Annotated in this window: 17 protein-coding genes; 7 read left to right on the top strand and 10 right to left on the bottom strand. The window is 67.8% G+C overall.

All coding sequences use genetic code 11. The features are described 5' to 3' along the window. Window positions 1-1,407 carry an XAC2610-related protein gene (locus CAL29_RS17025; RefSeq protein ID WP_094854279.1) on the top strand — a complete coding sequence of 469 codons (1,407 nt, stop codon included), beginning with the start codon at window positions 1-3 and terminating at the stop codon, window positions 1,405-1,407. Between the two features lie 69 nt (window positions 1,408-1,476). Here the strand turns inward: CAL29_RS17025 and CAL29_RS17020 are convergent, their stop codons facing one another. Further along, entirely contained in the window at window positions 1,477-2,100 is a 624-nt protein-coding gene (locus tag CAL29_RS17020; protein ID WP_094854278.1) for a TetR/AcrR family transcriptional regulator, read from the bottom strand. 244 nt (window positions 2,101-2,344) lie between these two features. On the opposite strand from CAL29_RS17020, the gene CAL29_RS17015 reads away from it, so the two are divergent. Further along, a complete protein-coding gene (locus tag CAL29_RS17015; protein WP_094856702.1) occupies window positions 2,345-3,955 on the top strand; it encodes an MFS transporter in 1,611 nt (536 codons plus the stop codon). Between the two features lie 34 nt (window positions 3,956-3,989). On the opposite strand, the gene CAL29_RS17010 is transcribed toward CAL29_RS17015, so the two are convergent. From CAL29_RS17010 to CAL29_RS17000, 3 genes are all read right to left on the bottom strand, one after another. Then, window positions 3,990-4,301: a DUF2513 domain-containing protein gene (locus CAL29_RS17010; RefSeq protein WP_094854277.1), complete on the bottom strand. Its 312-nt coding sequence runs from the start codon at window positions 4,299-4,301 to the stop codon at window positions 3,990-3,992. A gap of 133 nt (window positions 4,302-4,434) precedes the next feature. After that, complete coding sequence (locus tag CAL29_RS17005) at window positions 4,435-6,060, bottom strand: ABC transporter substrate-binding protein (RefSeq protein WP_256977533.1); 1,626 nt, start codon at window positions 6,058-6,060, stop codon at window positions 4,435-4,437. A 182-nt stretch (window positions 6,061-6,242) separates the two neighbouring features. Then, window positions 6,243-7,016, bottom strand: coding sequence for an IclR family transcriptional regulator (locus CAL29_RS17000; protein WP_094854276.1), 774 nt, complete (start codon window positions 7,014-7,016; stop codon window positions 6,243-6,245). Window positions 7,017-7,206: 190 nt separating this feature from the next. Between CAL29_RS17000 and CAL29_RS16995 the strand changes: the two genes are divergently transcribed. From CAL29_RS16995 to CAL29_RS16980, 4 genes are read left to right on the top strand one after another with little or no spacing between them, the layout of a single operon-like run. Further along, complete coding sequence (locus CAL29_RS16995; RefSeq protein WP_094854275.1) at window positions 7,207-8,184, top strand: ABC transporter permease; 978 nt, start codon at window positions 7,207-7,209, stop codon at window positions 8,182-8,184. Then, window positions 8,181-9,020, top strand: coding sequence for an ABC transporter permease (locus tag CAL29_RS16990; protein WP_094854274.1), 840 nt, complete (start codon window positions 8,181-8,183; stop codon window positions 9,018-9,020). Before CAL29_RS16995 ends, CAL29_RS16990 begins: the two co-directional genes overlap by 4 nt. Continuing rightward, a complete protein-coding gene (locus tag CAL29_RS16985; RefSeq protein WP_094854273.1) occupies window positions 9,017-10,648 on the top strand; it encodes an ABC transporter ATP-binding protein in 1,632 nt (543 codons plus the stop codon). The genes CAL29_RS16990 and CAL29_RS16985 overlap by 4 nt, the downstream gene beginning before the upstream one ends. Then, a complete protein-coding gene (locus tag CAL29_RS16980) occupies window positions 10,641-12,074 on the top strand; it encodes an amidase (RefSeq protein ID WP_094854272.1) in 1,434 nt (477 codons plus the stop codon). The genes CAL29_RS16985 and CAL29_RS16980 overlap by 8 nt, the downstream gene beginning before the upstream one ends. Here the strand turns inward: CAL29_RS16980 and CAL29_RS16975 are convergent. The 6 genes from CAL29_RS16975 to CAL29_RS31630 are packed head-to-tail and all read right to left on the bottom strand — an operon-like array spanning window position 12,062 to window position 17,286. Beyond that, complete coding sequence (locus tag CAL29_RS16975) at window positions 12,062-12,973, bottom strand: crotonase/enoyl-CoA hydratase family protein (RefSeq protein WP_179284084.1); 912 nt, start codon at window positions 12,971-12,973, stop codon at window positions 12,062-12,064. The genes CAL29_RS16980 and CAL29_RS16975 overlap by 13 nt on opposite strands. A gap of 19 nt (window positions 12,974-12,992) precedes the next feature. Next, the gene (locus tag CAL29_RS16970) at window positions 12,993-14,294 is read right to left on the bottom strand and encodes a GNAT family N-acetyltransferase (RefSeq protein ID WP_143277688.1); all 1,302 of its coding nucleotides are present in this window, start codon (window positions 14,292-14,294) and stop codon (window positions 12,993-12,995) included. 28 nt (window positions 14,295-14,322) lie between these two features. Continuing rightward, window positions 14,323-15,315, bottom strand: coding sequence for a hypothetical protein (locus CAL29_RS16965; protein WP_094854269.1), 993 nt, complete (start codon window positions 15,313-15,315; stop codon window positions 14,323-14,325). Continuing rightward, on the bottom strand, window positions 15,312-16,523 hold the full coding sequence (locus CAL29_RS16960) for a beta-ketoacyl synthase N-terminal-like domain-containing protein (protein ID WP_094854268.1): 1,212 nt from the start codon (window positions 16,521-16,523) through the stop codon (window positions 15,312-15,314). Before CAL29_RS16960 ends, CAL29_RS16965 begins: the two co-directional genes overlap by 4 nt. Next, window positions 16,520-17,020, bottom strand: a complete 501-nt coding sequence (locus CAL29_RS16955; protein ID WP_094854267.1) for a 3-hydroxyacyl-ACP dehydratase FabZ family protein — start codon at window positions 17,018-17,020, stop codon at window positions 16,520-16,522. The genes CAL29_RS16960 and CAL29_RS16955 overlap by 4 nt, the downstream gene beginning before the upstream one ends. Beyond that, window positions 17,017-17,286, bottom strand: a complete 270-nt coding sequence (locus CAL29_RS31630; protein WP_179284083.1) for an acyl carrier protein — start codon at window positions 17,284-17,286, stop codon at window positions 17,017-17,019. The genes CAL29_RS16955 and CAL29_RS31630 overlap by 4 nt, the downstream gene beginning before the upstream one ends. Before the next feature lie 349 nt (window positions 17,287-17,635). Between CAL29_RS31630 and CAL29_RS16945 the strand changes: the two genes are divergently transcribed. After that, window positions 17,636-20,209, top strand: coding sequence for a hypothetical protein (locus CAL29_RS16945; protein WP_143277687.1), 2,574 nt, complete (start codon window positions 17,636-17,638; stop codon window positions 20,207-20,209). Window positions 20,210-20,304: the final 95 nt, after the last annotated feature.

Genomic DNA, 20,304 nt, shown 5'->3' with positions numbered 1-20,304 from the left:
ATGCGCATTCCGCCGAGTTTTCGCCGTTCCTTCCGGCCGGTCCTGGACCGGGTCCGCCTTGCCGTCGCTTCCTTTGCCTTGATGTTGCTGGCCGCCGCTTTCGCGATGCCGGCCGCGCAGGCGCAAGCGGCGGATGCGGCCAACGCGGCCAATGCGTCTGATACGGCCAATGCCGCCGACGGTGACGCCGCGGCCACGGTCGAATTCCCGGCCTGGTCCATCCTTTACTTCGGCAAGATCGCCAACCGGAACGTCCGCGTCTATCTCCAGCGGATCGCCGGGCAGATGTCGGGCAACTACTGCTATGAGCGCGCCGGGCCGCCCCAAGCGCGAATCCTCCCTCGGGGAGGCGGTCGCGAAGCGACAGGAGGGTCGTCCACCGAGCCGTGCAACGCCAGCCAGATAAGCAAGTTGCGGCTGGACGGCACATGGCGCGACGGCGGCGCGGCCTTGCAGGAATACGACCAGACCGCGCCCGGCAAGGACAAGCCGGTGACGGGACGCTGGGAGATGCGGCCGGATAGCGAAGGCTGGACGGGCACCTGGACCAGCCCGGACGGCAAGCGCAGCTATCCCCTGAGCCTGGGCCCCGCGCCGGGCACGCATCCCTTTCCCTATGAAATCCGCCTCGTCGCGGACGGCATGCCGGATCCCGCCGAAAGCTGCGTGACGATGGTGCCGCACGTGAGCCAGGTCCGGCTATACAAGGACGGCCGCCTGGTCCAATCGCTGCCCGCGGATTCGGTCGGCACCTGCCGCATTTTCGTGCCCGACGTCGCGGACATGGACTTCGACGGCTGGCCCGACCTGACGCTGGCCCAGTTCCTGCCGGCTGGCCCCAACATCCCCGTCAATGCATGGCGGTACGAGCCCGCCACGGGCAAGTTCACTGACGTCACCGACGAGCTGGAGGACATGACCTCGCCCAACTTCGACGCCGCGCATAAGCAGGTCTGGGATTTCCAGCGCGACGGTTGCTGCGACCATCTCGTCACCGTCGCCAAATGGCAGGACGGCAAGCTGGTCCAGGTCGACCAGGGCGAAAGCTTTTTCCTGCCCGTGCGCATCCAGGGCAAGATCCGCTACTGCTACGTGATGCCGGTCTATCATGACGGCCGCGTCGAATACCCGGATGCGACGTGGAACGCGGGCGAGCGCCTGCTGGTCCGCGACACCTCGGACTGCGATGCGTCGCTGCCGCCGACGCTGGACCGCATCAGGCTGGAGGTCTACCTGCGCGATACGAAGACGGGGCAGTTGTCGCACGAATACTCGGAGAAGGCGACCCTGGAGACGGTCGACGTCGGCGGCAAGCCCATGCAATGCCCGTATATCACCTTGCTCGACAACGGCAAGGTCAAGGCGGAGCACGTCAAGGACCCGGAGGCGTGCACCGCGGCGCAGTGATGCGCCTGCCGCGCATCGCGCTGCATCCGCTGCATCCGCCGCGCACGTCGCGCCGGCGAATCGCCGCCTTCAGCGTGCCGCCGGCAGCATGTGCAGGCACGCGTCCGCGACGGTGCGGGCGAACGCCGCCAGGGCGCGCGGGCTGGCGCCGATGACGTCGTCGGTCGCCCCGTGGACGCCCGAGTAGATCAGCAGCGCGACGACGCGGGGCTGCGCCGGGTTCCAGGCGCCGGCCGCGCGGCCGCTTTCGATGATGCCCAGCAACTGGTCGAGGATGGCGTTCTTTTCCGCGTTGCCGCGATCCAGGTGGTGATGGTTGGGATAGACGATGTCGTGCGTGCGGTAGGTGCGCGCATAGGTCTCGACGCTGGCGTGCACCCAGGCGCGCAGGCGTCCGCGCCAATCGTCCGCCGGACAGGCGTCCACGGCGCGTTGCAGGCTGTCCATGAACTGTTCGGTGTAGCGCTTGCCCAGCGCGATCAGCATCTCGTGCTTGGAAGGGAAGTAGTGGTAGAAGGTCCCCTTGGCGACCCGTGCCGCATCGACGATCTCGCTGATCGTCGTCGCTTCCACGCCTTTTTCCAGGAACAGCGTCTCGGCCGCGGCCATCAATTCTTCCAGGCGGACCTCCGCCGGTTTGGTGCGGGGGAGCTTGGCTGCCGGGGCGCCTGTCTTCGTCGTGTCTTGTGCCATTCGCTATCGCCGGCCGGGCGCCGGCGTTCCTGTCCAGATCGGTGTCGAGTGTAGGCGACTCCCCGGCGCGGCGCCCAGCGGTCCCATCTTTTACCGAACCCGAACCCGAACCGAACCGAACCGAACCGAGCCTGGGGCTGGAATGGAGAACATGGCGTTGTGATTTTCAATTGACCGACGGTCAGTCGAAGTATAGGATGCCGCCATGGGCGTGACCGCCACGCCGTTCCTCCCGGAGTCCCGCATGCCGATTTCCCGCCGCCGCGCGGCCCTGTGCGCCGCCTATCTGGGCACTTTCCTGGCGACGCTGGACATCAGCATCGTCAACGTCGCCTTGCCGACGATGCAATCGGCGCTGCGCACGGACATCGCGGGCCTGCAATGGGTGGTCAACGCCTACGCGATCTGCCTGTCGGCCTTCATGTTGTCGGCCGGCCCGGCGGCGGACCGGCACGGGCACAAGCGGACCTGGCTGGCGGGCGTGGCGCTGTTCGGCCTGGGATCGGCGCTATGCGGCTGCGCGCCGACGCTGGCCTGGCTGCTGGCGGGCAGGGCCGTGCAGGGCGTCGCCGCGGCCGCCATGATCGCGGGCGCCTTGCCCATCCTGACACACGCCTATCCCGAACCCGGCGCGCGCGCCCACGTTATCGGCGGCTGGTCGGCCTTCGCCGCGCTGGCGCTCATCCTCGGCCCCTTGCTGGGCGGCCTGCTGCTGCATGGCCTGGGCTGGCAAGGCATCTTCCTGATCAACCTGCCGCTGGCCGCGCTCGCCCTGGCGCTGGGCGTCCATGGCATCCCGGAGCGGCGCTACCCGGAGCACGCCGCGCGCGATCCGCTGGGGCAGGCGTCGAGCATCGTCTCCCTGGGCGCGCTGGCCTATGGATTGATCGAGGCGGGAAAGCATGGCTTCTCCCATCCCGCGATACTGCCGTGCCTCGCGCTGGCGGCCGCAGGCTTCGCGCTGTTCGCGGTGGTGGAGACGCGCGCGTCCAAGCCCCTGCTGCCGTTGGCCTTGTTTCGCCAACGGCCTTTCGTGATGGCGAATCTCGCCTCCCTGATCCTCGGCTTCTCCTACTACAGTTGCCTGTTCTTCTTTTCGATCTACCTGCAGGAAATCCAGCGCTGGTCGGCCACCGAGGCGGGGTGGCGCATGATGCCGCAGTTCCTCGCCACGGCCTGCGTGTCGATGCTGTTCGGCCGCCTGAGCGCGCGGATTCGCGTGCGGCGCCTGATGCTGCTGGGCTATGGCCTCATCGGCGTCGCCATGTCGCTGCTGGGGTTCTGCGGGGCCGGCACGCCGTACCGTGTCGTCGGCCTCCTTTTCGGGCTGCTGGGCGTGGGCGCGGGCCTGGCGGTGCCGGCCACCGGCATCGTCATCATGGGCATGGCGCCGCCCGGGCTGGCGGGTTCGGCGTCGGCGACGATGAACGCCTTGCGCCAGGCCGGCATGACCCTGGGCATCGCGCTGCTGGGCGCGCTGATGACCAGCCGGGCGCTGCGCGTCTACGAGCAGGGCGCGCTGGCCCTGGGGCTGGGAGACGCGCGCGAACTGGCGCGCCAGGCGATCTCGGCCGGCGTCTTCGACCGCGCCGCGCCGGCGCTGGCCGGCCTGCACGCCAGGGCCCTGGGCAGCGGCTTCCAGGCGGCCATGTGGTCGGCGGGCCTGGCCTGCGCGGTCGCCCTGGGATTGCTGGCCGCCGGCGGGGCGGCGCGGGAAGAGAAAGGCGAGGGCGAGGGACGGGAAGCCGGGCAGGAAATCGGCCAAGGATTTGGCCAGGAGATCGGCCAGGAGATCGGCCAGGCGGGCCGAAAAAAAAGCCGGCCCATGGATGGCCGGCCGACGACGCAGCTCTGACGGCGCGCGACAGGCGCCGGCGAGGATTTACGATTTACTCTTCGTCGTAGTCGAGGTCGTCGTCGTCCTCTTCTTCCTCTTCGTCTTCCTCGTCCTGTTCGAGGGCGTCATAGCCCTTCCAGGTGATGCGCCAGACGGCGTCCTGGCCGGTGGTGCCTTCGGTCAGCTTCTTGGCCAGGCCGGCGTCGGCCAGGATTTCCAGGTGATGCTCTACCACGTCCGCCGGCAGGGTGTCTTCAGCCAGCTCCTGCACGGCCTGGGTGACTTCCTGGCCGGTGAGCGTCGACGCGGCGGCGTCGCGGAACGTGCCGAGGATGGTGACTACTAGATCGAAATCGCGTTGCATAGGGACTCCTCGTGCCTGATGGGGCGGGAAAACAGGGGCGGAAAGCCGGGGGCAAAGCGCCGCCGCCACGAACGGGCCGGCGCTTTCCGCAACCATACCAGAAGCCTGTTGCCGCCATGAGACGGAAGGGCCGCTATTTGGCCGGCTCCATCCACGCGTCGGCGTAGGAGTCGATCGCGCCCAGGCCGGTGGTGATGGCGTTGTGCACGCGCTTGTCCAGGAAGGTGATGTAGTTCGTATCGTCAATCCACGCCACCGGCACGTCCTCGACCAGGATCTGCTGCACTTCCGAGTACAGCTTCTGGCGCTCGGCGTCGGAGGTCGCCGTCGCGGCCTTGTCGAACAGTTCGTCCACCTTGGGATTGCGGTACTGCGAGGTGTTGGTGAACGGCAGTCCCTTCTTGATGTTCGAGCTGACGTAGGTCCGCGATACGCCGATGGCCGGATCGCCGTACTGGAACACGCCGTCGTAGGCCATGTCGAAGTCCCAGTTGCCCATGCGCGTCGTCCAGCCGCCCACGTCGACGTTCTCGATTTCGATGGCGATGCCGACCTTGCCCAGGCATTGCTTGATGTACTCGGCCACGCGCCGCATCATCTCGCCGTAGGGGATGGGAATGAAGCCCAGCTTCACGCGCACGCCGTTGGCGTCCGGCTTCAATCCCATTTCGTCGAGCAGCGCGATGGCCTTCTTGGGATCGAAGGGATACTTCTTGACGTTGCCGTCGTAGAAGCGGGTGTTGTGATGCAGCGGGCCGGTGGCCACGGTGCCCAGGCCGAACATGATGCGCTTGGCGATGAAGTCGCGGTCGATGGCGTACATGACCGCCTGGCGGAAGCGCTTGTCGTCCATCGGCTTGCGCGAGTTGTTCAGCTCGATCCAGTGCAGCGTGGACCAGTATTCGTAGCCCTTCTGCACCGCGTTCAGGTGCGGCAGCTTGCTCACGCGCGGGATGTCGAAGGGTTCGATGTCCTGGAGCCAGGCCTGCTGCACCGTGCGCTGTTCCAGGGCCAGGCGGCGCGACGCGGAATCGGGAATCACGCGGTAGATGATGCCGTCCAGGTAGGGGCGGCCACTTTTCCAGTAGTGCTCGTTCTTGACCAGCTCGATGAAGGACCCGCGTTCCCAACGCTTGAACTTGAAGGGGCCGGTGCCGATGGGCGCGTTGTTGTTCGGGTTCTGGGCGATCGGGGTGTCGACGTCGTACAGGTGCTTGGGCAGGATGACGCCGCCGCCGATGTCGAAGGCGTAGAGGAAAGCGGAGTAGCGTTCCTTCAGCGTGAAGACCACCGTATGGGCGTCGGGCGCGGTGATGTCCTTCACGTATCCCATCAGGGTGCGGGTGCGCGGCGTGTTCGCCAGCACCTTCTTGTACGAGAAGATCACGTCGTCGGCCGTGAAGGGCTTGCCGTCATGCCACTGCGCGTTGGGCTGCAGGTGGAAGGTATAGGTGAGCTGGTCGTCCGACACGTCCCAGGATTTCGCCAGGCTGGGCAGCGGTTTGAGATCGAAGGAATAGGTCAGCAGGCTTTCGAAGATCTTGCCGCCCACCATTTGGGAATTGGCGACCTGCTGGATCGCGATGTTCAGGTTGGGCGGCTCGGGGTTGATGATGCCCGTCAGCACGCCGCCGTATTGGGGCGCGCCGGCATCGGCGCTGGCGGCTTCGGCGGCGTAGGCGAAGGCGGGCAGGCCGGCGGTGACCGTGGCGGCCATCATTGCCTGCATGAGGGCGCGGCGGGCGGGATCGTACTTCAAGGCTATCTCCTTGCTGGGCCGACCAGCCCCCGGGGCGGGGCCAGCCTATCACTAAAAAGTCTTAAGTATCAAATATTGATACTTAAGTTTCCATCAGCAATATGGTGAAGCAAGGCCACGCGCCGCGCAAGCGCGCGGCGTCGGGGTTTTCCCGTCCTGCCCGGGGATCGCGGCGCCCGGGGTCACACCCGGCTGGGCCGGCCGCTGAGCGAGCGCGCCGCGGCCACGGCCAGCGAACTGAAGCGCTGCACGAAGGGTTCCGGCGTCCACTCGGCCAGCAGGCCGGAGACGTGGATGGCGGCGATGGGTCGCCCTTCGTGGTCGACCACCGCGCTGGCCAGCACGATCTCTCCCACCATGCTTTCCTCCAGGCTCAGCGCGTAGCCTTCCTCGCGCGCCTGCCGCACGCGCGCGCGGATGACGTCGGGATCGACGATGGTCTTGGGCGTCAGGGGCTTGAGCGTGCTGCGCGCCAGGATGTCGTCGACTTCCTCGTCGCCGAGCTGCGACATCATGGCGCGTCCGCCGGAGGAACTGAACGTGGGCATGCGGCGGCCCACCAGGGTGGCGAAGAAGGTCTGCCGCTTGGTCTGGCGCCGCAGCGCGTAGACCAGGGTCAGGTCGTCGAACAGGCTCAGGTCCACGCGTTCGCCGGTCTCCTGCTGGAGCTGTTCGATGATGGGCGTGGCGCGCTCCAGCAGGGGATGGCCGCGCAGGAAATCGAAGGTGCGGTCGAGGATTTTCTTGCCCAGCACGTAGCCGCGCTGGTTGTTGCCGCGCTCCAGATAGCCCAGCGCCACCAGCGTATGCAGCATGCGCTGGGTGGAGCTGCGGTCCAGGCCGGACAGCTCCATCAGTTCGTTCAGGCTGAGCGGGCCGGGGTGGCCGGAGAACGCTTCGAGAATGCCGAATCCCTTCGCCAGGGATTGATTGAACCGGGTTTCCGAGGTGGCCATCGGCTTGTACTCCAGGGGGTTGACGTTGCCATGCGCGCGAATTCCGGCCCCAGGCCCAGGGGCTTGGGGACATGACCCTAGGGTAATTCCCGCCCCCGATCGCTTGATGCGCGGCTCGCAAGGAATCTATTATACCAATATTAGATATTTAAGTATCAATTATTGATACTTATCTAACCATCAAGGTGTCATGAAGAAACTCGCTCCCTTCCTGGGAGGCCGGCTGCTGAAGGGCGTGCTGGTCCTCCTGGTGATCGCGCTATTCAATTTTTTCCTGGTGCGCGCCGCGCCCGGCGATCCCGCGGTCATCCTGGCCGGGCAGTCGGGCGCGGTGGACGCGGAATCGCTGGCGAAGCTGCGTCACGACTTCGGCCTGGACCAACCCCTGTCGGTCCAGTTGACCACGTACCTCAAGGACGTGGCCACCTTCAATCTCGGCTACTCCGTCCGGCAGCAGGCGTCGGTGGGCAGCCTGATCCGCGAGCATCTTCCCGCGACGCTGCTGCTGACGCTGACGGCCTTCGCCTTCGCGCTGGCGCTGGGCATCAGCCTGGGCGCGCAGGCGGCCGCGCGGGTGGGGCGCTGGGGCGACACGCTGATCACCACGTTTTCCATGCTGGCCTACGCGACGCCGCTGTTCTGGGTCGGCCTGATGCTGGTGCTGCTCTTTTCGGTGCGGCTCGAATGGCTGCCGGCCTTCGGCTACGACACCGTCGGCGCCAACCTGACCGGCCTGGCCCACGCGCTGGACGTGGCGCGGCACCTGATCCTGCCGGCCGTCACCCTGGGATTGTTCCACATGGCGGTATACGCGCGCCTGACCCGCGCCTCCATCCTGGAAGTGAATCAGCTCGACTTCGTCAAGACCGCGCGCGCCAAGGGGCTGAAGGAGCGCACGGTGATGCGGCGCCACGTCCTGCGCAATGCCTTGCTGCCGGTGATCACCTATGCGGGGATCCAGGCCGGCGGCCTGATCGGCGGCTCGCTGCTGGTCGAGACCGTGTTCGCCTGGCCCGGCATCGGGCGGCTCGCCTTCGACGCCCTGATCCAGCGCGACTACAGCGTGCTGCTGGGGGTGTTCTTCGTCGCCTCCGTGATCGTGGTGGTGATCAACATCGCCACCGACATTCTCTACACCGTCGCCGATCCCCGGATAGAACTCAAATGAAAGACTTCCTGCACGCATTCTGCCGCAACAAGGGCGGGGTGGCCGGCCTGGTCGTGCTGCTCGCCGTGGCCGCGCTGGCGCTGACGGCCAGTTGGTTCTTCCCCGACAGTCCCTGGGACATCGCCAACGCGCCGTTCCAGCCGCCGCTGTCCGAGGGCGCGCTGCTGGGCACCGATACGCTGGGCCGCGATATCGCCACGGGCATCGCCTATGGCGCGCGCCTCACCCTGATGCTGGCGGCCGTGGCGACGGCGGTGTCCATCGTGCTGGGCATCGCGATGGGCGCGCTGGCCGGCTTCTACGGCGGCCGCGTGGACCAGGCGATCGTCGGCGTCATCGAACTCTTCCAGACCATACCCAGCTTCTTCCTGGCGGTGGTGCTGGTGGCCATCCTCACGCCGACCACGCAGACCGTGGTGCTGGCGATATCCGTGGTCTCGTGGCCACCGCTGGCGCGCCTGGTGCGCGCGGAATTCATGAGCCTGCGCAACCGGGAATTCGTGCAGGCCGCCATGCTGTCGGGGCAGTCCAACGCGCGCATCATCCTCACGCAGATCCTGCCCAACAGCCTTTCGCCGGTCATCGTCTCCGGCTCGCTGATGGTGGCCAGCGCCATCCTGCTGGAGTCCGCCTTGAGCTTCCTGGGCCTGGGCGATCCCAACGCCATGACCTGGGGCTACATCATCGGCGCCTCGCGCAGCGTGCTGCGCGACGCCTGGTGGATGAGCGTGTTCCCGGGCATCGCCATCCTGCTCACGGTGCTGTCGCTGAACCTGATCGGCGAGGCCTTGAACGACGCCCTCAATCCCAAGCTGGCCCGGCGGAGGACCGCATGACCGAAGCCTTGTTGGAGATCCGCGATCTCGACGTCGTCACCGCGCACGGCGGCCTGCGCGTCGTCGAGGGCGTGTCCTATGCCTTGAATCGCAACGAAATCCTGTGCGTGGTCGGCGAGTCCGGCTCGGGCAAGTCCGTGACCGCGCACGCCGTGATGGGCCTGCTGCCGGCCGACCAGTTGCGGGTGGCGCGGGGATCGATCCGCTACCGCGGCCGCGACCTGGTCGGCCTGGGCCTGAACGACTGGTACGCGTTGCGCGGCAAGTCCTTCGGCATGGTGTTCCAGGAGCCGATGACCGCGCTCAACCCCATCATGCGCGTCGGCCGCCAGGTCGACGAGGTGCTGGAGCGCCACACCGGCATGGACGCGGCGGCGCGCAAGCAGCGCGTGCTGGAGCTGTTCAATCTGGCCTTGCTGCCCGATCCGCAGGCCATCTACGACGCCTACCCCTTCCAGTTGTCGGGCGGCCAACGCCAGCGCGTGGTCATCGCCATGGCCCTGGCGCTGGAGCCGGACGTGCTGATCGCCGACGAACCCACCACCGCGCTGGACGTGACGACGCAGGCGCAGATCCTGGCGCTGATCAAGGATATCCAGCGTCGCATGGGCATCGGCGTGATCTTCATCACCCACGACTTCGGCGTGGTGGCGGATATCGCCGACCGCATCGTCGTGATGCGCAAGGGCAGCGTGGTGGAGTCGGGCAGCGCCGACGATGTCCTCAACCGGCCCCGGCATCCGTACACGCGCCAGTTGATCGCGGCCGTGCCGCACAAGCCCGAGGGCAAGCCGGAGGAGGGCGGCCGCCCACCGCTGGTCCAGGTGCGCGGGCTGCGCAAGCTGTTCACCAGCGGCGGCCGGCAAGTGGCCGCCTTGCGCGACATTACGCTGGATATCCACCAGGGCGAGACGCTGGGCCTGGTCGGCGAGTCGGGATCGGGCAAGTCCACCCTGGGCCGGACGCTGGTGGGGCTGATCAAGCCCGACGGCGGCAGCGTCCGGATGAACGGCCAGGAACTGGTGGGCCTGGACGCGCGCGCATTCCGGCCCTTCCGGCGCCAGATCCAGATGGTGTTCCAGGACCCCTATGCGTCGCTGAACCCGCGCCACCGCATCGCCGACGCCGTCGCGCAGGGGCCGATCGCCTTCGGCACCAGCCGCGCGACGGCCTTGCGCGAGGCACGCGAGCTGCTGGAGCTGGTGGGGCTGGGCGGCGACGCCGGCAGCCGCTACCCGCATCAATTCTCCGGCGGCCAGCGCCAGCGCATCGGCATCGCCCGCGCATTGGCGCTCAAGCCGCGCCTGCTGATCGCCGACGAGGCCGTATCGGCGCTGGACGTTTCCATCCAGGCGCAGGTGCTGGCGCTGCTGAAATCGGTGTCGGGCCAGTTCGACCTCTCCGTCCTGTTCATCACGCACGACCTGCGCGTCGCGGCGGAGATCTGCGACCGCATCGCCGTGATGCGCCAGGGCGAGCTGGTGGAGCTGGACCGCGCCGCGCGGATTTTCTATCAACCCCAACATGAATACACACGCCGGCTGATCGATTCCATTCCCGGAAAGTCCTGGGAAAAACCGGATCTGGCGGCGACGAACGACTCGACTAGGAGCAAAGAGCATGCGTGATGTGGAATACCAGTCCCTGGACGGACTGGGGCTGGCCGACCTGCTGGCGCGCAAGGAAGTCACTTCCGAGGAGTTGATGGCCTGCGCCATCGGCCTGGCGAAGACGCGGGGCGCGGCGCTGAACGCGCTGTGCTACGAGCGGTACGAGGAATCGCTGGCGGTCGCGCGCGACTGGACGCCGCGCGGCGCGTTCGGCGGCATTCCCTTCCTGCTCAAGGACTCGGGCGTGGCGCACGTGCGGTTCCCGTCCAGCCTGGGCTCGCGCCTGCTCAACGACACGACCTATGCGCGCAACGCCACGCTGCCGGAACGCTTCGAAGCCGCCGGCCTGATTCCGTTCGCCCGCACCACGGTGCCCGAGTTCTGCATGGCGCCGACCACGGAAGCCGCCCGCAATGGCGGTCCCACGCTCAATCCCTGGGACCCGACCCGGTCGTCCGGCGGCTCCAGCGGCGGCGCGGCGGCCGCGGTGGCCTGCGGCGTCGTGCCGGTGGCGCACGGCAGCGACGGCGGCGGTTCGATCCGCATTCCCGCCGCGGCCTGCGGGGTCTATGGACTGAAGACCTCGCGCGGCCGCGTGCCGATGGGGCCGTTCCGCGGCGAGGGCTGGGGCAGCCTGGCGACCGACGGCGTGCTCTCGCGCACCGTGCGCGATTCCGCCGCCGCGCTGGACGCCATCGGCGGCTACGAAACCGGCGCGCCGTATGCCGCGCCGCTCGCGCCGGATTCCTATCTGGACGCGATCAAGCGGGCGCCCGGGCGCTTGCGCATCGCCGTCTGGCGCCAGGCCTGGAACGACATTCCCGTGGCGCCGGAATGCGTGGCCGCGGTCGACCGCGTGGCGGCCTTGCTGCGCGCCGCCGGCCACGAGGTGGTCGACAGCGCGCCGCCGGAAATCGATTACGACGCGCTGGTGCTGGCGCATGCCAACGTGCTGGCCTCCAACATCGTGGTCAGCGTCGATACGCGCCTGGGCCTCACGGGCAAGGCGCTGGCCGACGACGACCTGGAGCCGGCCATGCGCAACGGCTACGAGTACGGCAAGACCATAACGGGGGCGCAGTACATCGGCTGCATCAACCGTTTCCACGCCGTGGGCCGCGCGCTGGAGGCCTATATGCAGGATTACGACATCATTCTCACGCCGTCGCTGACGCAGTTGCCGCCCAAGCTGGGTTATCTCACCATGCAGGAAGGCACGTTCATGGAGCTGCGCCGCAAGGTGGGCCGCTACGGCACGTTCTCGGCCATCTTCAACGCCACGGGGCAGCCCGCGGCGAGCCTGCCGGGCGCATGGACCGAGGCCGGCCTGCCGGTGGGCGTGCAACTGGTGGGCCGCTTCGGCCGCGAGGACCTGGTGCTTCAATTGTCGGCGCAATTGGAGCAGGTGCAGCCCTGGGCGCATCGCATCGCTCAGCCGGGTTGAGGATGGTTGGATGGCGGGCAGGGCGGCGCGGGGGCGATGCATCGAGACCGCGATTCGGCCTGCTGCTTTTGAATCGCCAATGACAGCATCGCCAGGCGCCGCTGGTCCAGCGAGAGGACCACGTCCACCCACCGCGGCAGCGACGCCTCGAAATCCGCCCTGGACATCGGCGCGCGGGCTTGCCGCACGGCCGCCATTTCCCGGTGCGAGGCGAACGCGGGGTGACGCTTGCGGATCCACGCGTTGGCGGCCTGTTCCCCTTGTCCGGTGTCGGCGATGACGTCGATGAGTCCCTTGTCGGCGAGGGCTTCGGCGGAAAAACTGCGGCCCGAGTGGCAGACTTCCTCGTAATCGCGCTGGCCCAGGCGCCGTGCCAGCAGGGGCAGCGCCCCCATTCCGGGGAAAATCCCCAGTTGGATTTCGGGGAAGCTGAACCTGGCGTGGCGTTCCGCGACTATGTAGTTGCAGGCGAGCGCCGCCTCGAAGCCGCCACCGGTGCATGCCCCCTGTACCAGGGCGATCGTCGTGACGCCGCCCTGGAACCCGGAATGCAGCGCATGCATGAGATGGGCGCACTGCGTCGCATAGGCGAGCAAGGCCTGGCGGTCCCGGGCCAGGATCGTTCGCAGGAAGAACGCGAGATCGCCGCCCAGGCTGAAGATGTTAGGGTGGCCGGAGCGCAAGACGAAATAGCGCAGGGCGCCGGAAGGCCCGAAGCGCTCCGATTGGATGGCCGACAATTCCCGCGCCATATCGGACAGCAGGTCGGGGCTGAAATAAGGCGGGCAGTCCTGTTGCCAGGTCAGGGCGAGCACGCCGAAGCGGTCGTCGAAGTCCAGCGCATAACGTGTCGGGGCGCGCGAGGGCGGCGTTTCTTCCAGTCTGGAATGGGGAGGCATGATCATCGTGTCCTCGTCCTCAAAGCGTCGTCCGGATCCGCGCCAGGTCCAGGCGCCAGGGCCACCGGCCGGGCGGCTTGAGGATGTGCGACAGGGCGTTGCGCTTGTACCAACGCTCGGCCAGGTACGCGTTGACGAAGGCGGAGAATCCGTACTTGCGCGCCGATTCGGCGCTCTGGGAAAAAACCATCCTGGCGAAGTTCAGATAGATGGGATGGCACTCATAGCCCAGCGACATCCGTATCGAATGGCGCGGGTCGGCGCTCGGGAACATCGGCTCGAAACCCAGTTTCCGATAGACGGGCAGGCGCGCGGGCAGCCCTTCGGCCACCACGAAGGAGATGTCCTTGCTGAGCGCCAGGTCCACGAAACACTTGAACAGGCCGTTCAACACGTCCGGCCGGTCGCGAAAGTCGGGGTCCACCGCCAGGCGTCCCACGTACAGGAGATTGCCGAAGCCGCGCAGATGGTCGAAACAAAGGCCCATGTCTTCCTCCATCGGGAAAGGACGATGCTTCCGGTCCACGATGCAGCGTATGCATCCCACCACTTGCCCCTCGCGTTCCGCGACGAAGATGTACGCATGCGGGCCCAGTTCCCGCTCCATCTTCGCTACCGCCTCGGCGACCTCGGCGGCCGAGCCACCCTCGCCACGGGTATCGATCTGGCGCGCGTAGAAACGGCAGAACCTGTCGAAGTCGGCGGAGCCGACGCATATGCGGCGGAACGCGTAATCGCCGATGGAGAAGGCGGGTTGCAGCGAATTGCGCTTTCCGAACCAGCACAGGTGCAGGAAGATCGTGCACAGTCCGCAGGCGATGCACAGAAGATAGGGCGTGACCAGGAAGGAGGCGGACGGGAAGCGCAGGGCATGGCATAGCAGGCAAAGGAAATAGGTCATGCACCAGAGCGCGGAGACGGTGTAGTGAAGCTGCCGCATGCCCCGGCCTTTCGAATAAAAGGTGGTGAAGGGTTTCTTGCCGAGCAGCAGCGTGCCGGTAAGCAAACTCAACCACGCGAAGACGATGAGGCCGACGTATTGCCTGAAGGGCGCGGCGTTGAACTCCAGCAATAACAGCCCGCTGTACAGGACCAGCAACGAGATGGATATCGGGGACCGGATGCCGTAGCGATATTCCGTCGCGACCATCGCGGCGTACAGCATCGCGCAGAGCGCATAGGCGGACGCCTGCGGGATGAACAGCGCGGCGGCCAGGCATAGGAGCATGTTGCCGAAGGACAGGAACATGAAGACGACGGGGAACAAGCGTTTCCTGTCGTCCCGATGTGCCAGCCTCCCGGGGACCTTGTCGATTTTCATTGTTGTGCCGCCTCGCGCGGTGTCGGTGCTAGTGTTTGTGTTGCGAGAAACCCAGGATATGGACGCCTCTGCCGGGCAGCCGGCAGTTGAGGATCGCCCGGTGCGTCGCGCCTCGCAGCAAGGCGTGCAGCGCATAGGCAAGCAGCGGCGCGGTGAACAGCGTCGCGTTGCCCGGGACCTCGATGTCGAGCGATGCGGCCAGGGACCAATCCGCGGGCAGTGCCGGCGGCCTGTCCGCGGATACGTTGGCGCAGAGCGTCAATTGCCAGTCTTCATCGGTGTTCGGACCTCTGCCCAGCACCATGCCGCTGGCGCCGTCCAGCCAGGGACGCCGGTCGTCCAGGGCGGCAAGCGCGTCGCATTGCACCCGCGAGACTTCGTCCGCACCCATGACGAGGAAGCAGTCCGAGCGCCGGTGCAGGAATGAGAGGTGCGCGTATTCGAGCGCGGCGCATACGCCGAGCAGGCCGTCCTGGAAGGCGATCGCCGCCGCGTGCGTGTCCAGCGCGGCCGAGACCTGGGTGGTGATGGCGCTGGGGATGGAGCTGGGCAGCAGCAAGGTATCGGTCCTGTCCCATCCGTGGCGCAGTCCCGCCGTCTCGAACTTCCACGCGATGGGGGTGATGGACGAGCCCGATGCGATCGCCACGCCGGCGCGGTCGCCGTGATAGCCGGGCCGCGCGGCGGCCGTGTCGAGCAGCTTCCTGCCCAGCAGCGCCGAATACACCGTCGCCTTGGCGGCCGAGCGCGCGCGCGTCACGCCGCTGCCGCGCATGACGGCGGCGGGTATTTCGTAGCGATTGTCGTCCGGGGCTTCGTCCTGCCGCCCGTCTTGCAGTCCGCCCTGTAGTCCATCTTGTAGCCCGCTTTGCAGGCGATATCCGCCGTCGCCCGCGAAGTCGATGGGGTTGGGCAAGTTGCTCCATTCCGGGGTGGTCGCGACGCGCGCGGCGCAGTCCTTTCCGCGCAGCCAGCCGATGGCGTGGAGGTAAGGCCCGTCTCTGAGGATAGGGATGTTCATTGAAACTCCTTGCACGGCGCGATCGCCACCGCCGCGTTGATTCCCCCGAAACCGAGGGCGGTGACCAGCATGGGGCCGGCCGCGACCGGCCGGGGCCGGTGAAGCACGAGGTCCAGATTTCCGTATTCGGGATCGGTGGTGCCGACGACGTGCGGCAGCGTCCCTTGCGCCATGGCCTCGCATGCCGCCAGCACATTGAAGGCCCCCGATGCGCCCATGGTGTGCCCCAGGGATCCCTTGGTCGACGTGCAGGGCGGCGACAGGTCGCCGAAGACGATGCGGGCGGCTTCGGCTTCGGTCTTGTCGTTCTGGCGCGTGCCCGTGCCATGCCAGAAGATGCCCCGCACGTCCCGGGGCAGCAGCCCGGCCTGTTGCATCGCCCCCTGCATGACCCGGGACATCCCGATGGGACTGGGTTCGACGAGGTGGCCGGCGTCGCAGTAGACCGCCGTGCCGATGACGCGTCCGACTACGTCCTGCGGCGGAAGCAGGCCGTCCCTGGCCAGCAGCATGGCGACGGCGCCTTCTCCCACCGTGGTGCCGTCGCGCAGCCTGTCATACGGACGGCAGCCTTGCCGCGACATGGCCCCGATGTTGTCGAAGCCGACCGAGGCCACGCGGGAGAGGGTGTCGATGGCGACGATCAGGACGGCATCGGCCAGGCCGGCGCCGATACGGTCCGCCGCATGGGAGATGGCGACCAGCGACGAGGCGCACGCGCCGGATATCGTGACGCCGGGCAGTTCGCGCGCCAGGCCCGCGTTCACTTCCTTCACCAGGTTGTCGGCGACCAGGCCTTCCCAGAGAGGGGCGGCCATCGTGGACAGGTCCTTGCCCGCGTGATGGGCGTCGGCGATGTCCGACAGCGGTCCGGGATTGCCGTGGGAGGTGGCCACGATCAGCGACAGCGCGGCGGCGGGATGTTCGCCGGCAAGCCGGTCGAGCGCCGCGCGCATCTGCCGGCCGACGATGCGCGCCAGGATGTCCGTGCGCCGCGCGAAGGGCGGCTGGCCTTCCAGGCCGGGAAATTTCAGGATGGCCGCCAGGGGCGGGCTGTCCGGCCAGCCGGGAATGAGGTCGGCGCCGCGAGAAAAAACGCGCTCTCCCGCCAGGAGGTTGCGCCAGCATTCGGGCCAGGATGCGCCGATGTTGGAGATGGCGCAGCATTGCCGCGCGAGGGCGATGGGTTGCGGATAGGGCTGCGTCATGATCTTGCACCGGCAGGCTGCGACGGCATCGCCGGGGCGGGGCCGTCCATTTCCGCGCCCATGCCGGACACGCGGCAGACCAGGCGGTCGCCGGCCCGGACCATGCCCTCGTAGACCGTCTTGCCGGCGATCTTTTCATGGATGGCGACTTCGGCGGTGATGGTTTCGCCGATGAAGGCGGGCGAGAGGAATTCCCCCTTGCACCGTCCGAGCACGGCGGCGCCGTCCTCCGGGGTCCTGCGGCCGCTGACCACGCCGTGCAGCAAGGTCGCCTGGCCGACCAGTTCTATATAGAGAACGCCGGGCATGATGGAGGGGCCGTCGGCGAGGTGCGCGGCCATCATGGGGTCGGCGCCGGAGATGGATTTCTGGACCGTGATGCTCTGGCTGTCCCAGGACGTCATGCGGTCGAGCAGGAGCCAGGGCGAGCGGTAAGGCACGAAGCGGAGGATCTGGTGATAGTCCATCTGCTGCGGATAGCGGATGTCTCCCGTCATGCGGAGACCTCTTTCGCCGCTTTCTCTTCGTGCAGCTTTTCTATTTCCGCCTTGAGCTGGGCGCCGGTGCGCAGGTTCGGCATATGGTCGTCGAGGATGCGCACGTCGTAGCGATTCTGCACCTCCACGACCAGCGCGACGGACCCGAGGGAATCCATGTCGTAGTCCTCGTAGAGATCGGCCGTCATGGAGAACTGCTCGATCTCCCGGTCCAGCGCGATTTCCACGATTTCCTTTATGTCGGCATGCTCGATATTCATCATCATTTTCCCGTCCAAGAAAGAGTCTTGCCGCGATCGGCCCGCCGGCGTGTTTGCGGCGCGAAGCAGGTCGAGGGCGGCGGGGGCATCGAGCGCCTGGATGAGGGGCCAGGCGCGGATTTTTTCTTGAGTAGACGAACCCTGCTTCTGGTTCCGCGATGTGGATGGCATCGGTGCGGGCCGCCGATGCCGCCGCGCACCGGCATGCCGCTGTGTTGCGCTATGGGTCGTTGTGAGGCGATGTGAAGCGAGGTGAGCGAGGCGGACGACATGGGAGACCCGGGAGAGGTGAAGCGCCGCGAGGCGTTGTGGTATACCCGGTTCCACGTCCATCCTCGCGCCTTGCCTTCTTCAAATGATGACTTCCCGTTCGTGCTCGTCCCGGATCCTCGGCATCTGGATGGCGCTGCAATTGGCGGCGCTGGCCTGCGCCATGCCGCTTGCCGCCGCGCGTGCCGCGAGCGCCGCCGAGCCGGAGCCGGATTCCGATCCCGCCTGGACCGAGTACGCCCGCATCCTCGTCGACAATCAGGCGCAGGCGGAGACGCCCCGCCTGAACATCCTGTTCGACTCGCCGTTCGACCGCGAGGCCAGCGCGCGCGCCGAGCAGGCCTTGCGCAAGGCCGTGGCCACGGGCGACCGGCGCGCCCGCCTCACCTGGGCGTTGCTACAGGTCGGGCTGACGCGGCTGGCGAGCCAGGACCTGCCCGTCATGCTGACGCCCATCGAAAGCGAGGTCGGCCACTATCCGCAGCCGGCGGGCCCGGCGGGGACGCGGCTGGCGCTGGCGTGGCTGCGCGGCATCGTCGCCGATCCGCAGGCGACGGTGGACCAGCAGGCGACGGCGCGGATCGGGCTGGCGCATCTCTATGCCCTGCTGGGGCCGGATATACAGGAACCGGACCGGCCGCCGTATGCGCAGCAGCTCGACGAGGTCTTGCGGGGCCAGCCGGAAGCCACATTGCAGGCTGCCGTGCTGCTGGTGACCGCGGGGCGCTGCGAGGAAGCGCGGCCGCGATTGCAGGCCCTGGCGCAGGCGCCGGGCGGCGCGGACGATCCGGCGTTGGCGCCCTTGCAAGCCGCCTGCAGCGGTTTCCGGCCCGTGCTGCCCAAGGGTTGCGTCGACTACGACGCGGGCAGCACGCCCATCGCGCAGATGCCGCCCATCCGGGCGCTCGATTTCGGCGATATGCATGCGGCGTGGGCGCGGGTTTTCAATGCGGCCGACGTGGCGGCCTGCGTGTGGCGCCGCATCGCCGAGGCGCCGGCCGGCGCGGCCGATCCCGCGCGGCAGGGCGAGCGTGTCGGCGTCGCCTTGCGCTACGTGGGGTGGCCGAAGACGCCGGCGGATCGGGTCTTCATGACGCGGACGGGGGATGCCCTGGTGGGCGCGCAGCGGGCATCCGAAGCCTTGCCCTTGCTGGAACGCGGATCGCCCAAGGGCCGCCTGGAAGCCGCCCGCATCCTGTTGGCCGGACAGGGCGTGCCGGCCGATCCGGCGGCCGCGCGCGCATTGCTGGCGCGTTCGCAACCGTTGGCGCGGGAGGATGCCGAATGGGCCACCGCGCTGGCGCGCCTGCGCTTCGAGGGCAGCGGCGGCCCCGTGGACCGGGTCGCGGCCTTGCGCGACCTGGCGCCGCGGCAGGAGGCGTCCGCGCAGGCGGAATATCGGCGCCTGCTGGACAGCCTGCCTTGGCGCTATGCCGTGGCGACGGTTGGAGGGGGGGCCGATGCCGGCTTCGGCGTTGGCGCCGCTGGCGCTTCCGGAGCCGCCCAGGCCGCCGGAGTTTCCAAAGATCCGGGAACATCCGCGGCGGCTGGCGTCGATCCCGGCCCCGCGGCGGGGGCCAGGGCAGGGACTGGAAAAGGGGCTGAGGATCGGGATGTTGTCGCGGGTGCTGGCAAGTCGGAAGACGTTTCGGCGCCCTCGGTTTCGACGCCGGATCCGGCGTCTCGGGGCAAGATAGCGGCGCCGCCGTGGCTCGACCTGGCGGCGTTGCAATGGCAGGTCTATGGCGCCGACGCGTCCACCACGTCTGTCTCATCCGCTTCATCCACCGCGAGCGGGGAGCGTGGGGCGTGGTTGCAGCGCCTGGAGAATCTTTCGTCGTCCGATCTCGCGGTGCTGCACTCGCCGCAGGGGACGCCGCGGTTGTTGCGCTTGACCGGCCCGCAAGCGGATGGGAAATACCAGGTCGTGTCCATCGCGAGCTGGCCGGACGATGCCTTTGCGCGCACGGCGTGCGTCACGCCCGATGACGCCGGCGGCAAGCCCGCGTCGCGCGGCCAAGGGGGCGGACAGGCGCCGTGGATCACCGATGCGCCGCCCGTGGGCGTGCGCCTGTCGCGGCAGGGGCCGGCGCTGGCGCTGGAACGCGTCACGGATTCCGACGCCGGCGTCCTGCATGACCGTATCTTCGTCTCGGTGGAGGACGGCGTGTTGCGCCCGCTCTTGTGCGTGCGCTATCAAATCGACCGGCCGGAGTGGATCATGATGAAAATGCCGCCCGAGGACGACGGGGACGACGCGGCATCCGGCGATACCACTGGCAGCGATGCCGCCGCCAGCGACAGCGCTACCGGTGAGGGCACCAGCGACAAGGACGCCAGCGATAAGAACGCCGCCGATAAGAACGCCGCCGATAAGAACGCCGCCGGCAACAACTCGGCCGGCAATGCCGCGCCGGGCCAGGCCACCGCCGACCCGGAAGCGAATCTCCAACCGCAGTTGATCTTCACGCCGGATCGCTGGCGTGTCACGATCACGCAGGACTTCCACGACGATCACGCGGACGTGCTGCTGAGCCACGAGGACCAGCCCGACGCGCCGCGGCCGGGCCGCGAGTTGCTGTTGAGGTGGAACGGCGCGCTGGGCCGATATCTGGCGCTGTCGCGCCCGGCGGCCGGAACGCCGCCAGGACGGCGATAGTCAGGAAAAAGACAGCATTGTTTCATCTCACTGTCAATCTCCGGCCGTATAACTCGATATCCCCGTTTCATGCCGCGGCCAGGTCCGCGGCGCCG

The sequence above is a fragment of the Bordetella genomosp. 10 genome (genome assembly GCF_002261225.1).
Lineage (GTDB): Bacteria > Pseudomonadota > Gammaproteobacteria > Burkholderiales > Burkholderiaceae_B > Bordetella_C.
The sequence above is the reverse complement of the archived record's forward strand: the minus strand, read 5'-3'. Positions and strand labels throughout refer to the sequence as shown.

What these genes read in the sequence shown, in the direction of transcription:
- CAL29_RS16960 (WP_094854268.1), bottom strand. Translation starts at nt 16,523, where the DNA reads ATGACGCAGCCCTATCCGCAACCCATCGCCCTCGCGCGGCAATGCTGC.
- CAL29_RS16990 (WP_094854274.1), top strand. Translation starts at nt 8,181, where the DNA reads ATGAAAGACTTCCTGCACGCATTCTGCCGCAACAAGGGCGGGGTGGCC.
- CAL29_RS17010 (WP_094854277.1), bottom strand. Translation starts at nt 4,301, where the DNA reads ATGCAACGCGATTTCGATCTAGTAGTCACCATCCTCGGCACGTTCCGC.
- CAL29_RS16980 (WP_094854272.1), top strand. Translation starts at nt 10,641, where the DNA reads ATGCGTGATGTGGAATACCAGTCCCTGGACGGACTGGGGCTGGCCGAC.
- CAL29_RS16965 (WP_094854269.1), bottom strand. Translation starts at nt 15,315, where the DNA reads ATGAACATCCCTATCCTCAGAGACGGGCCTTACCTCCACGCCATCGGC.
- CAL29_RS17025 (WP_094854279.1), top strand. Translation starts at nt 1, where the DNA reads ATGCGCATTCCGCCGAGTTTTCGCCGTTCCTTCCGGCCGGTCCTGGAC.
- CAL29_RS17020 (WP_094854278.1), bottom strand. Translation starts at nt 2,100, where the DNA reads ATGGCACAAGACACGACGAAGACAGGCGCCCCGGCAGCCAAGCTCCCC.
- CAL29_RS16955 (WP_094854267.1), bottom strand. Translation starts at nt 17,020, where the DNA reads ATGACGGGAGACATCCGCTATCCGCAGCAGATGGACTATCACCAGATC.
- CAL29_RS16995 (WP_094854275.1), top strand. Translation starts at nt 7,207, where the DNA reads ATGAAGAAACTCGCTCCCTTCCTGGGAGGCCGGCTGCTGAAGGGCGTG.
- CAL29_RS16985 (WP_094854273.1), top strand. Translation starts at nt 9,017, where the DNA reads ATGACCGAAGCCTTGTTGGAGATCCGCGATCTCGACGTCGTCACCGCG.
- CAL29_RS31630 (WP_179284083.1), bottom strand. Translation starts at nt 17,286, where the DNA reads ATGATGATGAATATCGAGCATGCCGACATAAAGGAAATCGTGGAAATC.
- CAL29_RS17000 (WP_094854276.1), bottom strand. Translation starts at nt 7,016, where the DNA reads ATGGCCACCTCGGAAACCCGGTTCAATCAATCCCTGGCGAAGGGATTC.
- CAL29_RS16970 (WP_143277688.1), bottom strand. Translation starts at nt 14,294, where the DNA reads ATGAAAATCGACAAGGTCCCCGGGAGGCTGGCACATCGGGACGACAGG.
- CAL29_RS16945 (WP_143277687.1), top strand. Translation starts at nt 17,636, where the DNA reads ATGATGACTTCCCGTTCGTGCTCGTCCCGGATCCTCGGCATCTGGATG.
- CAL29_RS17015 (WP_094856702.1), top strand. Translation starts at nt 2,345, where the DNA reads ATGCCGATTTCCCGCCGCCGCGCGGCCCTGTGCGCCGCCTATCTGGGC.
- CAL29_RS16975 (WP_179284084.1), bottom strand. Translation starts at nt 12,973, where the DNA reads ATGCCTCCCCATTCCAGACTGGAAGAAACGCCGCCCTCGCGCGCCCCG.